This window comes from Eubacterium sp. 3_1_31 (assembly GCF_964249515.1).
GTDB classification, from domain to species: Bacteria; Bacillota_I; Bacilli_A; order Erysipelotrichales; family Erysipelotrichaceae; genus Longicatena; species Longicatena caecimuris.
Map to the genome: position 1 here is coordinate 13,801 of NZ_CAXUBY010000041.1, position 13,311 is coordinate 27,111.

The following is a 13,311-nucleotide window of genomic DNA, read 5'->3' on the forward strand; positions in this document are numbered from 1 at the left end:
TTGCAATGAAACAAACAACACGAAGATACAACAAATTCTCAGGATATTCCCTTGAGGATTGCGATTGCAGATTTTGTATGTATTACGGCGGCAAACGCAAGCGGAGGATTATCTGTCTTGCCGATGAGTGTGTCTGCAAGGAAGAAATCATAAAAGCTCGCCGCCGGGAAAGGAACAGAAATGGAAGTAAAAATTAACAGAGAAATCCGCAACTACACGGAAAGTATGTTTTTCGGACTAACGCTTCGACAGTTCATCTTTTCTGTCTTGGCGTGCACAGTTGCGGTGGGCGTATATTTTCTGCTGAAACCGTATGTTGGTACGGAAACCGTGTCGTGGATGTGCATTTTAGCGGCCGCACCCTTTGCGGCGCTGGGCTTCATTAAGTACAACGGTATGACCGCAGAGAAATTTGTGTGGGCGTGGATCAAGAGTGAGTTTCTTATGCCGAAAAAGCTCGTTTTCCATTCCACCAACACATACTTTGAGCTGATGAAGCCGAGTATGGAACAAAAAAGCAAGGAGGTATTGAAAACCAATGATTAAGACACTGACAAATCTTTTCAAACAGGATAAGGAGAAGTTTGTTGTACCGAAGGGCGTCCAGGATGTCATTCCTATTAAGGCAATCTATGATGACGGCATTTTTCAGGTCGGCAAGGATAAGTTCTCCAAATCCTTTAAGTTTACGGATATAAATTATGCGGTAGCCAGCCGTGAGGACAAGGAAGCAATGTTCCTTGAATACTCGGAGTTGCTTAATTCCTTTGACAGCGGAGCTACTACTAAAATTACAATCAACAACCGCAGGCTGAACAGACTGGACTTTGAGAAAACCATTCTTCTGCCGCTGAAAGGCGATGAGCTTGATGTGTACCGTGAGGAATACAACAAAATGCTGCTTGAAAAAGCCACCGGAGCAAACGCCATTGTGCAGGACAAGTATATTACTATCTCTATCAACAAGAAAAACATTGAGGAAGCAAGAAACTACTTTGCCCGTGTCGGCGCAGACCTGATCGCCCACTTCGGCAGGCTTGGAAGCAAATGCACCGAGCTTGAAACAGATGAACGACTGAGAGTTTTCCACGACTTTTACAGAGTCGGTGAGGAAAGCTCTTTTCATTTTGACATTAAGGAAACCCGAAAGAAAGGACACGATTTCAAGGATTATATCTGCCCTGATTCTATGGAGTTTGAAAGCGACTATTTCAAAATCGGAAATCGCTACGGCAGAGTGCTTTTTCTTCGTGAATATGCGTCGTATATCAAGGACAGTATGGTGGCGGAGCTTACAGACCTTAATCGCAATCTGATGATGTCGATTGATGTTGTACCCATTCCCACCGACGAAGCGGTGCGTGAAGCGGAGAGCAGATTGCTTGGCGTTGAGACGAATATAACGAACTGGCAGCGCAGGCAGAACTCCAACAACAACTTTTCTGCTACCGTTCCTTACGATATGGAGCAGCAGAAAAAAGAAATGAAAGAGTTTCTCGATGACCTGACTACAAGAGATCAGCGAATGATGTTTGCCGTTATTACCTTTGTGCATACGGCAGATACAAAAGAACAGCTCGATCAGGACACCGAAGCGCTCCTGACTACCGCAAGAAAGCATCTTTGCCAGTTCGGGGTACTGAAATTTCAGCAGCTCGACGGACTGAATACGGTTATGCCTTTCGGCACACGAAAGATTGACACCTTCAGAACCCTCACTACCGAGTCCTTGGCGGTGTTTATCCCGTTCCGTGTTCAGGATATTTACCACGAAAACGGCATTTATTACGGACAGAATGTAATTTCAAAGAATATGATTATTGCCGACCGTAAACAGCTTTTGAATGGTAATTCCTTTATCCTCGGTGTATCCGGCGGCGGTAAATCCTTTGCCGCAAAGGGAGAAATCGAGAATATTGTTCTTTCATCGGACGCAGATGTTATCATCATTGATCCTGAGCGAGAGTATTCCGCACTTGTGAAAGCCTTGGGCGGCGAGATTATTAATATCTCTGCTACCTCTCCGAGCCATATCAACGCTATGGATATGAACAAGGAATACGGCGACGGTGCAAACCCCGTTATTCTCAAATCCGAGTTCATTATGTCGCTTTGCGAACAGCTTATCGGCGGCAACAATCTCGGAGCAAAGCAGAAATCTATTATCGACCGTTGCACCGCAAGCGTTTACCGTACCTATCAGCAGAACGATTACACGGGTACTGTCCCGACCTTGCAGGACTTCCGTGCTGAACTCCTGAAGCAAGACGAGCCTGAAGCAAAGGAAATCGCACTTGCGATTGAGTTGTTTACGCACGGTTCCCTTAATACCTTCGCAAAGCAGACAAATGTTGACACTAACAACCGCCTGATTTGCTACGACATTCTTGACCTCGGTAAGCAGCTTATGCCCATCGGTATGCTTGTTGTCCTCGACTCCATTCTCAACCGTATCACGCAGAACAGAGCGAAGGGCAAGAACACCTATATTTTCATTGATGAGATTTACCTGCTTTTCCAGCACGAGTACAGTGCAAACTTCCTCTTTACCCTTTGGAAGCGTGTAAGAAAGTACGGAGCCTATGCGACGGGCATCACACAGAATGTGGATGTGCGCCCAGATAGGGCGTTGTGCAAAGCAGTTTAAGGTACTGCCGCACACGGCAGTGTGCGAAACAATCTGCCTTACCGACTAAGGAGAAATCCTTTACGGGAACAGCGCATGGCAGAAAAAGGAATAGTCACCAAAGGACTTAGGTGCGACTGTTTCCTAATGTTAAGAAGATATGAGGATAAGATTGGGTTTATCGAATGTAAGGTTCCAGTTCCTGTTTTTTGCAGGTGTGGGAAAAGTCCTGTAACCCATGTCATAACGCTGTCACGTCATCTTTCACGGCGGGACAACTGCTACACGTTATGAAACAGGCGTGAGAACACGTCATAACGAACCGAAAGCATATCCGACAATCTTCATTCACCTAAGCACAACGCTAACTGGGGATTGCCTAAGTCCGGCTCATTCGCCGGATATGGTAACGGAGGCTCCATAGTAGTCCGAGAGGGGTAATGACCCTTACATGGCGAAGGGAGCCAGTTAGTAACATCTAAAATGTAAGAATGAAAGGGAGGAGAAACCTCAATGAAACCAACATCTGAAATTTTAGAGCGTATTGAAAGGTGTTCCAGCGAACACAAAGACGGCGTATTCACAAGGCTATACAGATATTTACTCCGTGAAGATATTTACTACGCCGCCTATCAGAAACTTTATGCAAACAAAGGCGCAACAACACAGGGTATCGACGACGATACCGCAGACGGTTTCAGTGACTTCTATGTAAAAGAGTTAATCCAGTCACTAAAGGACGGAACCTACAAGGCTAACCCTGTAAGACGTGGGTATATTCCAAAGAAAAACGGAAAACTCCGTCCGCTGGGTATCCCGTCTTTCCGTGACAAGCTCCTGCAAGAAGTTGTCAGAATGATTTTGGAAGCTATCTATGAACCTGTCTTTGACAGTCACTCCCACGGTTTCAGACCGGGCAAAAGCTGTCATACCGCACTCCGTCAGATTTCTTCTGACTTCACAGGCGTGGTTTGGTTTATCGAGGGTGATATTCAGGGTTGTTTTGATAACATCAATCACGAAAAACTGATTGAGATTTTGAGCAGGAAAATCAAAGACAGTCGTTTTCTGAACATCATTCGCCAGTTTTTGAAAGCTGGGTATATCGAGAATTGGAAGTATAACGCCACTTACAGCGGTTCTCCGCAGGGTGGTATCTGTTCACCGATACTTGCAAATATCTATCTGAATGAGCTGGACAAGAAGTTTCGGGAAATCGCAGAACGCTTTGATAAACCGAGGTCCGCATATCAGACACCGGAATATCATACGGCAAGCAAAGAATTAAAAAGGCTGTCCTACTGGATTGACCATACCGATAATGAAGCGGAAAGACAAGAACTGATTGACCAGCATAAAGCGCAGAAGAAAGCTATGAGAAATCTGCCCTGCAAACCCGCCGACAATAAGAAATTTACTTTTGTCCGCTATGCGGACGACTGGCTGGCAGGTGTGTGCGGCACAAAAGCGGAATGTGAAGAATTAAAAACCGAAATCGCTGAATTTCTAAGCACAGAGTTGAAATTGACCTTGAGTGAAGAAAAGACGCTGATAACGCACAGCTCCGAAAAAGTCCGTTTCATTGGCTATGATATTTGCGTCCGCAGAAATCAGGAGGTCAAAGGTCACAGAATGAAAAACGGGACGTGGAGAAAATCCCGTACCCTGCACATGAAAGTTGCCCTTACTATTCCCCATACGGAAAAGATTGAGAAATTTATGTTTGCAAAGAAAGTCATTCGCCAAAAGGAGAATGGGGAGTTCCAGCCGATACACAGAGCCGGACTTCTCAACCTTGCGGATTATGAGATTGTGGAGCAGTACAATGCCGAAGCAAGAGGACTATGCAACTATTACAATCTGGCCTGTGACTATCACACGCTGGACTACTTCTGCTATCTCATGGAGTATAGCTGCTTAAAGACGATTGCCAACAAGCATAAAACCAGTATCCGCAAAATCATCCGCCAGCACAAAGACGGGAAAACGTGGTCTGTTCCTTATGAAACCAAAGCTGGGACAAAACGTGTACGCCCTGTTAAAATCGCAGATTGTAAGCGTGGCGAAGCGAGTGACATCATCTATCAGAGAAAGAAATTTAGCTGGAAAACCACTATCAGACAACGGCTTAATGCCAGAGTTTGTGAACTATGTGGGTGTAAAGAAGCCGACTTGTACGAGGTTCACGTTATACGGAACCTAAACGAGTTGGGGAATTCTGATTGGGAAACCGTGATGAAAAAGAAGCGGCGGAAAACACTTGTTGTTTGTAGCAAGTGCCATGAAAGAATACACAAACACTAATCAATACGTCAATTACTAATGGGGAGCCGGATACTTCGAGAGGAGTAAGTCCGGTTCCGAGGGAGGGTGTAGGAAACCTGCCGCCAACGGCGGCAAGACGCCTTTACCCTACCCTACGACCTTTTGCAGAGCCATACGGCGAGGACGATGCTTGCCAACTCTGAGTTCATCATTATGCTCAATCAGGCTTCGACCGACAGATTAAAGCTGGCAGAGCTTCTGAATATCTCCGACCTTCAGATGTCCTATATCACCAATGTCGAAGCGGGACACGGACTCTTGAAAGTCGGCAGTTCTCTCGTTCCATTCGCAAACAAGTTCCCCAAGAACACAAAACTCTACAAACTGATGACCACGAAGCCCGGAGAGAGCGCATAGCTCTCTCTCGGCTTCGGAAAGGAAACGCAATGAAAAAGAATATCTATGTTTCAATCATCTGCTCTTTTCTGCTTGTGATGATTTTCAGCGGAGTGATGATATACAGTCATTTCAAAGAAGCGTATACGCAGGAGGAAATCTACGACAGTCTTGCAGAGTTTGTAGAGGAAAACGAAATAAGCGAGGCTGTCAACACTACGGAGGGAGAAGTGGTAATGCTCCCTGAGTACGCAAAGCTCTATGAGCAGAACAGCGACATTGTGGGGTGGATAAGAATTGACGATACGCAAATGAACTATCCCGTTATGCAGTCGCCGCAAGAGCCGAACTTCTATCTGAAGCACGGCTTTGACAAGGAATACACCGATTACGGCTGTCCCTATATGAGCGAAAGCTGTGATGTAAATAAACCGTCGGACAACCTGATTGTTTACGGTCATCATATGAAGAACGGTACAATGTTTTCCGACCTTGAAAAGTTCAAAAGCAAGGATTTTTGGGAGGAACACAAGACCTTCCGCTTTGATACGCTTTATGTGAAACAGACTTATGAGATTATCGCTGTTTTCAAGACGGCGGTTTATACCGGCTCGGAAAATGAGTTTAGGTATTATCAGTTTGTGGACGCCGCAACAAAAGAGCAGTTTGACGGGTATATCCAAAGAGCCAAAGAAAAGGCTTTCTACGATACGGGCGTTTCTGCCGAATACGGTGATAAGCTCATCACGCTATCCACCTGTGAGTATTCCGGTCAGAACAGCAGGCTTGTCGTAGTTGCAAAGAAAGTAACAGAAAGCGGTGGTAGCAATGCTCCCTCAAATGACGGGGCGACAGAAATACCGAGCTAGTGCCCTGATAAAGCGTCTTTGTGCAAACTATGACGGAGGAAACTGTCTGCTCCTTGATGACGGAGAACCCTGCGTATGCGTTCAGTCCATTTCCTACTCTCTGCTTTGCAAATACTTCCGTAATGCGGTATTGCCCGCAGAGCCGAAGCTGGAAGCAGAGATATTGATGTCGGGGGCAAAAACCGTTTGTGAAAGGTGCGGTGTTCCTATTGAAAAGCACAGCAACAGGCAGAAATACTGTCCTGAATGTGCAAGGATAATGTACCTGAAAAACAAGGCGAAATATCAACGAAATAAGAGGTTGGGCGTGGACAATTAGACCGCCGAAAACCCTTATTTCAAGCCACTTTTTATATGCAAAGGTCAAGGGGTTAAGGTGTTTATACCTTTTCCCCTTATTTTGCGTTCTAATTTTCCACGAAGGGAGGTTTATTATATGGCTGATATTAAAACAAGAGATGCGGTCAAAGGTACGATAAAGACCATTGACAAAGCTGCCGTAGCCGGACAGCGAATGAAACAGGCGTATATCTCTACCAAAGATAAAGCCGAACACAGCACATCTGCCGCCGAAAATTCCGCCGATGAATATGCTGCGGATAGGTTCGAGCGTGGAGTTGACACTGCCGTTCACGAGGGCGCACATCAATTTGACAAAGCCGGACGGAAAGGAGTGGAAACAACAAAGGAGAATATCTACAAGGCAAAGGACGATATTGAGAATTTCAAGGCAAAACGGGCTGAAAAGGCTTTGCAGAAGCAGTCTCAGAATATCGGCGGCAAAACGGTCAGGACTGCGGAAAAATCGGCGGAGAAAACCGTAAAGCAGTCTGCTCGTTCAGCCGGAAAGAAAACGATAAAGACAGTCGGTAAAGGCTCTGCAAAAACGGCGGCGAAATCCGTTAAGACTGCCGAGAAAACCGCAAAGACTGCAATCAAGACCTCACAGCAGGCTGCAAAAGCGGCACAGAAAACCGCAAAGGCAAGTGCGAAAGCGGCGCAAAAAGCCGCCCAAGCCGCAAAAGCTACGGCAAAGGCGGTCGTTGCCGGTGTTAAGGCGGCAGTAAAGGCTACGATTGCCGCAGTAAAAGCGATTATTGCCGGAATTAAAGCACTTGTCGCCGCAATCGCTGCCGGAGGTTGGGTTGCAGTAGTTGTGATTATCGTAATTTGCCTGATCGCCGCTATTATCGGCTCGGTGTTCGGTATCTTCTTTTCAGGAGAGGACTCAGGAACGGGACAGTCTATGCAGACCGCTGTTCAGGAAATCAACACCGAATATGATAACAAGCTGTTGGAAATCCGAAACGGCAATACCTATGATGTTCTTGAAATGTCGGGCAGCCGTGCGGTTTGGAAAGAGGTGCTTTCGGTGTATTCCGTTAAGGTCAACACCGACCCCGACAATCCGCAGGAGGTCGCCACAATGGACGATAGCAAAAAGCAACTTCTCAAAGATATTTTTTGGGAGATGAACAGCATATCGTCACGGACGGAAAGCAAGTCTGAAACGGTCATAACCGAAACCGATGACGGAAACGGAAATATCGTACAAACCGAAACCACCGTTACGAGAACCTACTTATATATAACGGTGACGCATAAGACGGTGGATGAAATGGCGGCTCTATACGGCTTTAATCAAGAGCAAAAGGATTATCTGACCGAGCTTCTGCAAGACAAGAACAATTCTTTGTGGTCATCTGTGCTTTACGGCATTACCGCAAGCGACGACCAAATCGTAACCGTTGCGTTGTCGCAGATCGGCAATGTGGGCGGCGAGCCTTACTGGTCTTGGTATGGCTTCGGTTCCCGTGTGGAGTGGTGCGCCTGCTTTGTATCTTGGTGCGCCAATGAGTGCGGGTATATTGACACCGGCGTTATCCCGAAGTTTGCTGGCTGTGTAAACGGTGTGCAGTGGTTCAAAGACAGAGGTCAATGGATGGACGGCTCTGCCGAGCCGGTTCCCGGTATGATTATCTTCTTTGACTGGGATAATAAAGGTTCGTCGGGTCCGCAGGACGGACTCTCCGACCATGTTGGTATCGTGCAAAAGGTTGAAAACGGAATTGTCTATACCGTTGAAGGCAACTCAGGAGATAGTGTAAGAGTAAATCAATACTCGCTTGGTCATTATGAGATACTCGGCTATGGTATCCCGCAGTATTGATAAAAATACTGCTTCCTTAAGGATATGTAATTTTAGCAAAATGTAGTTTTCCTTTTTGCTAGTCAAGACCACCCGCTTAGCGGGTGGCTTGTTCTGCCCCTATAAGGGGCTGTTACCTGCTTGCGCCCGGAAGGCGCACTGAAAGCCTGCCAACTGCACCACATGTTCAGCCGCCCTTAAAAGGGCGTAATCAGCGCTTCCTTTTTCCGGCGCAGCCCCAAAAGGGGCTTGCTGGTTTGCTTTGGCTTCCTACTACCTCTCCAAGAGGTTTATTTCTTGTTTTTCTTCACCGGCTCACCCGTAAACGGGTCTATATACTCTACTAACGACATCTGATCATATTCTAAATCTTCTTTTATTTGATTCTGTATGTACGCTTTGATCGCTGCAGTATTCTTCCCAACAGTATCCACATAATATCCTCGGCACCAGAAATGCCGATTTCCATACTTATATTTTAAATTTGCATGCTTTTCGAATATCATGAGCGAACTTTTCCCCTTCAAATACCCTACAATTTCTGATACCGAATATTTGGGGGGAATTCTTACCAGCATATGGACATGGTCCGGCATACATTCTGCTTCGATAATTTCTATTCCTTTTCTCCGGCATAGACTGCCTAATATCTGCCCTACATCTGCCTTGATATCCTTATAGATTACTTGCCTGCGATATTTTGGTGCAAAAACAATATGATACTTGCATTCCCATTTGGTATGGGCTAAACTATTGTTGTCCATTTTGGACCTCCTATGCTTTTATATTTGTGGTTTGCAGACCCACTTTTATTCTAGCATAGGAGTACTTTTATCTAAAGATTTTCCCTCCCCCTGCATAGCAGGGGGTTTATTTTTACTGTGACACAAAAGAAAGACCGTAAAACAGAGTAAAGAAAAGTCTGTTTTACGGTCTAATGTTTATATTATATTCATTTGTCGGAGTACTTGTTCGCATGGCGTTTCAGAGCTTCAAAGGTTTCATCGCTGATGTCATGTTCCATTTTACAAGCATCTTCTACTGCCGTATTTTTATCAACTCCGAGACGGACGAGAAAATCTGTAAGCGTCGTATGCCTTTCATAGATTTTTTTTGCAACCTCTAAACCGGAGTCGGTAAGCGAGAGATATCCGTCTTTGTCCATGACAACATAGCCGCCCTTTTTTAAGATGCCGACAGCTCGGCTTACGCTGGGTTTTGAAAAACCCATATAATCGCCAACATCTATAGATCGGACAGAACTGCTCTTTTGCGACAAAATGTATATTGTCTCAAGATACATCTCTCCGGATTCCTGCAGGTGCATCTCGTTCCCTCCTTGCTTCATGTGATATACGAATAAAAGCTGTTTAGTTAGCAATAGCATACCATATTTTTTGAACAAAATCAAGATTTATCCCAAAGAAACATCGTCAAACAAATAGAAAAAGCCATTTACATCAAAAAATTGAGTATACATTTATGCAGTTTGCACAATAATTCAGTTAGCAAGTCCTAACCAAATGACTGATTTTCCAAAACTGAATCCGGATATAAAAATCCTGAAAAAACCTATTGACAAACGGACAGCAGGCAGATATAATAATATGTGGTTAGCGAGGGCTAACCTATATCTAAAGCGCAAGGTTAGCAAATGCTAATCGTAAATACAGTCTCATTGGGAACAAAGAAGGGATATAATATGATGCCGCTTACACTGGCAGTTGTCGGAGAAGAAAATATCATAAAAAAAATCGGTGGCAAACAGGAAGTCAAGGCTCACCTCGAAAATCTTGGATTTGTAGTGGGAGGAGCTGTTACGGTGATTAACACCATCGGCGGGAATGTTATTGTAAATGTTAAAGAATCCCGCATTGCAATCAGTAAGGAAATGGCACAGAAAATTATGATCTGATTTTCTGTGGCAGTTGTACTTAAAATACTTTTCAAGGAGGAGAACAAGCATGAAAACACTGAGAGATGCCAAAGTCGGCGATACGGTCAGGGTTGTCAAGCTCCACGGCGAAGGAGCGGTCAAGCGCCGTATTATGGACATGGGGCTTACCAAGGGTGTAGAGGTACATATCCGCAAGGTAGCGCCTCTAGGCGATCCGGTTGAGGTTACGGTTCGCGGTTATGAGCTTTCAATTCGTAAAGCAGACGCGGAAATGATTGAAATAGAATAGGCTTAAACGGATTAAGGGGAAAATGCTCCCCATATTTTTTGAAGCATTGGTTAGCGATTGCTAATCAAGAAAGTGAGGAATGACATATGGATTTGCGAATTGCCCTTGCGGGTAACCCGAACAGTGGTAAAACAACCCTGTTCAACGCACTGACCGGTTCCAACCAGTTTGTAGGAAACTGGCCGGGCGTTACGGTCGAAAAAAAGGAAGGAAAACTGAAAAAGCACAATGATGTTGTGATCACCGACCTTCCGGGTATTTATTCTCTATCTCCCTACACACTGGAGGAAGTGGTGGCAAGAAATTATCTTATCACCGAGCGTCCTGATGCAATTTTAAACATCATCGATGGCACAAACCTTGAAAGGAATCTGTACCTTACCACACAGTTAACTGAGCTTGGTATACCTGTTGTTGTTGCCATCAACATGATGGATGTTGTGAAGAAGAACGGAGATAAGATTAATACGGAGGAGCTTTCCCGTGAACTTGGCTGCAAGGTGGTTGAAATTTCCGCTTTGAAAGGCACCGGCATTATGGATGCTGCGGAAGCTGCTATCGATGCGGCACAAAACGGCAAGACTGTTCCGATGCATACCTTCTCAGGTACTGTAGAGCATGCACTGGCTCATATCGAGGAGGCGGCGGTACATAATCTTCCCGAGGAACAGCAGCGTTGGTATGCTATCAAGATTTTTGAACGCGACGATAAGGTGCTCGAACAGGTAAAGCTTGATAAGTCGGTTCTGGAGCACATTGAAACAGATATAAAGGCGGTGGAAGATGAACTGGACGACGATGCGGAATCCATCATCACGAATGAACGCTATGTTTATATCGGTCAGATTATTAAAGGCTGTTACAAGAAAAAGTCTGCCGGTAAGCTTTCGACCTCCGATAAGATCGATAAGGTTGTTACCAACCGTTTTGCAGCTCTCCCGATTTTTGCGGTTGTCATGTTCCTTGTTTATTATATCGCAGTTTCTACCGTCGGTACCTTTGCGACCGACTGGGCAAATGACGGTGTGTTCGGTGACGGATGGCATCTGTTCGGCATCGGTACCTCTGCTTATGACGATGCTATGACCGATTATGCGGTCAATAATGTCTGGACCGATGAAATGATCTCACTTGTAAATGCTGCGGCAGATAAGGGCGTAATCGGCGCCGAAGATATTCAGTCCGCTATTGATGACGAAGACTTCGGCGCGTTTGATGAAGCATACGGTTCATATGCCGATTCGCTCATAGAAGAAGGTTATGATATTTCCGCAATTTATGATACGGCTCTCGGAGAAGAAGCAGAGGGCGTGCCCGATCCGTCTGAATACGGCGTATGGGTACCCGGTATTCCCGTGCTTGTCGAAAATGGACTTGAAGCCATCAATACCCCCGAATGGCTGAACGGTCTGCTCCTTGACGGTATTATCGGCGGTGTCGGTGCGGTTCTCGGATTTGTGCCGCAGATGCTTGTGCTGTTTATCCTCCTTGCATTCCTTGAATCCTGCGGATATATGGCTCGTATTGCCTTTGTGCTTGACCGTATCTTCCGCAAATTCGGTCTTTCGGGTAAATCCTTTATCCCGATGCTCATCGGCACCGGCTGCGGTGTTCCCGGAATTATGGCGTCCCGTACCATTGAAAACGAACGCGATCGCCGTATGACTATTATGACCACAACCTTTATCCCCTGCGGAGCAAAGCTTCCAATTATAGCTCTTATCGCCTCTGCACTGTTCGGAGGTGCATGGTGGGTAGCACCGAGCGCATATTTTATCGGTATTGCCGCCATCATTATTTCAGGTATCATGCTTAAAAAGACTAAAATGTTTGCCGGCGATCCCGCTCCCTTTGTTATGGAATTGCCCGCATACCACTGGCCGACCGTCGGCAATGTGCTTCGTTCCATGTGGGAACGTGCATGGTCGTTTATTAAAAAGGCAGGAACCATTATCCTGCTTTCCTCTATCATCATTTGGGCAGGCTCCTGCTTTGGCACGATGGACGGCTCGTTTACCTTCAGCACAGAAATGGAGCTTGAAAACAGTGTGCTGGGTATGATCGGCAATGCACTTTGCTGGATTTTTGCACCGCTCGGCTTCGGTAATATCAAGGCGACGGTTGCAACCATTATGGGACTTGTTGCTAAGGAGGAGGTTGTCGGAGTATTCGGTGTCCTTGATTTCGAGGGAATGACTCAACTTGCCGCTTATTCTTTCCTCGTATTCAATCTGCTGTGTGCTCCGTGCTTTGCAGCAATCGGCGCTATCAAGCGTGAAATGAACAGCGCCAAGTGGACTTGGTTTGCCATCGGTTATCAGTGCGTGTTTGCCTATGCAATCTCTCTAATGATTTATCAGTTCGGCTCGGTATTCACCGGAGGTCTGAATGTAATCGGCCTGATTGCAGCGATTGCGGTACTTGCAGTTATGGTCTATATGCTGTTCATCAAGAAATATTCGGAAGCTACAAAGCTTACCAAAAGCGTTAAGGTGACAAAATAAATTATTATGAACAGGAGGTAAGAATATGCTTGCTTGGCTAACGGAAAACATAGCAACAATTATTATCTGTGCTGTTTTAATTGCTGTCGTTTCGGCAATTATCGTGAGCATGATAAAAAACAAGAAAAAAGGAAAATCCTCCTGTGGATGCGGATGCGCAGACTGCCCGATGAGCGGTTCTTGCCATCCTAAAAAATAAAGTTTCAGGGAGACGCAGGATAAAGACCGGCGTCTCCCTAATTTTTGTATGAGAAAACCCCCAGATAGTCTGGGGGTTCCGTAGAGCTTTAGCGATGAGCCTTTAAAAATAAAACTC

At 45.6% G+C, this 13,311-nt stretch carries 12 protein-coding genes and 2 pseudogenes; 12 read left to right on the forward strand and 2 right to left on the reverse strand.

What is annotated here, in order from left to right; all coding sequences use genetic code 11:
- The first annotated feature begins 5 nt into the window (after positions 1–5).
- The 8 genes and pseudogenes from ACESSZ_RS13335 (at position 6) to ACESSZ_RS13370 (ending at position 8,326) form a co-directional block, all read left to right on the forward strand.
- Complete coding sequence (locus ACESSZ_RS13335) at positions 6–197, forward strand: hypothetical protein (protein WP_499842840.1); 192 nt, start codon at positions 6–8, stop codon at positions 195–197.
- On the forward strand, positions 181–546 hold the full coding sequence (locus ACESSZ_RS13340; protein ID WP_176784954.1) for a PrgI family protein: 366 nt from the start codon (positions 181–183) through the stop codon (positions 544–546). Before ACESSZ_RS13335 ends, ACESSZ_RS13340 begins: the two co-directional genes overlap by 17 nt.
- Positions 539–2,611, forward strand: a pseudogene (locus ACESSZ_RS13345) (VirB4-like conjugal transfer ATPase, CD1110 family); the annotation flags it as partial. The gene ACESSZ_RS13340 and the pseudogene ACESSZ_RS13345, both read left to right, overlap by 8 nt.
- A 528-nt stretch (positions 2,612–3,139) precedes the next feature.
- Complete coding sequence (locus ACESSZ_RS13350) at positions 3,140–4,930, forward strand: reverse transcriptase domain-containing protein (protein ID WP_002382861.1); 1,791 nt, start codon at positions 3,140–3,142, stop codon at positions 4,928–4,930.
- Between the two features lie 117 nt (positions 4,931–5,047).
- Positions 5,048–5,308 (forward strand): annotated as a pseudogene (locus tag ACESSZ_RS13355) (VirB4-like conjugal transfer ATPase, CD1110 family); the annotation flags it as partial.
- Between the two features lie 29 nt (positions 5,309–5,337).
- Positions 5,338–6,156, forward strand: a complete 819-nt coding sequence (gene srtB, locus ACESSZ_RS13360) for a class B sortase (protein ID WP_412272799.1) — start codon at positions 5,338–5,340, stop codon at positions 6,154–6,156.
- Positions 6,116–6,475 carry a cysteine-rich VLP domain-containing protein gene (locus ACESSZ_RS13365; RefSeq protein ID WP_412272798.1) on the forward strand — a complete coding sequence of 120 codons (360 nt, stop codon included), beginning with the start codon at positions 6,116–6,118 and terminating at the stop codon, positions 6,473–6,475. The genes srtB and ACESSZ_RS13365 overlap by 41 nt, the downstream gene beginning before the upstream one ends.
- 117 nt (positions 6,476–6,592) lie before the next feature.
- Positions 6,593–8,326, forward strand: a complete 1,734-nt coding sequence (locus tag ACESSZ_RS13370) for a CHAP domain-containing protein (protein WP_499842841.1) — start codon at positions 6,593–6,595, stop codon at positions 8,324–8,326.
- A 269-nt stretch (positions 8,327–8,595) separates the two neighbouring features.
- Here ACESSZ_RS13370 and tnpA read toward each other — a convergent pair whose 3' ends face one another.
- Together tnpA and ACESSZ_RS13380 are read right to left on the reverse strand one after the other, a co-directional pair.
- Positions 8,596–9,069: an IS200/IS605 family transposase gene (tnpA, locus tag ACESSZ_RS13375; RefSeq protein ID WP_499842842.1), complete on the reverse strand. Its 474-nt coding sequence runs from the start codon at positions 9,067–9,069 to the stop codon at positions 8,596–8,598.
- Positions 9,070–9,257: 188 nt separating this feature from the next.
- Positions 9,258–9,632: a metal-dependent transcriptional regulator gene (locus ACESSZ_RS13380; RefSeq protein ID WP_412272795.1), complete on the reverse strand. Its 375-nt coding sequence runs from the start codon at positions 9,630–9,632 to the stop codon at positions 9,258–9,260.
- A 375-nt stretch (positions 9,633–10,007) separates the two neighbouring features.
- Here ACESSZ_RS13380 and ACESSZ_RS13385 point away from each other — a divergent pair, with 375 nt between their 5' ends.
- From ACESSZ_RS13385 to ACESSZ_RS13400, 4 genes are all read left to right on the forward strand, one after another.
- On the forward strand, positions 10,008–10,220 hold the full coding sequence (locus tag ACESSZ_RS13385) for a FeoA family protein (protein ID WP_412272792.1): 213 nt from the start codon (positions 10,008–10,010) through the stop codon (positions 10,218–10,220).
- Positions 10,221–10,269: 49 nt separating this feature from the next.
- On the forward strand, positions 10,270–10,491 hold the full coding sequence (locus tag ACESSZ_RS13390; protein ID WP_412272791.1) for a FeoA family protein: 222 nt from the start codon (positions 10,270–10,272) through the stop codon (positions 10,489–10,491).
- A gap of 86 nt (positions 10,492–10,577) precedes the next feature.
- Positions 10,578–12,995: a ferrous iron transporter B gene (feoB, locus tag ACESSZ_RS13395; RefSeq protein ID WP_499842843.1), complete on the forward strand. Its 2,418-nt coding sequence runs from the start codon at positions 10,578–10,580 to the stop codon at positions 12,993–12,995.
- A 25-nt stretch (positions 12,996–13,020) separates the two neighbouring features.
- Complete coding sequence (locus tag ACESSZ_RS13400; RefSeq protein ID WP_412272789.1) at positions 13,021–13,194, forward strand: FeoB-associated Cys-rich membrane protein; 174 nt, start codon at positions 13,021–13,023, stop codon at positions 13,192–13,194.
- The last annotated feature ends 117 nt before the right edge of the window (positions 13,195–13,311 follow it).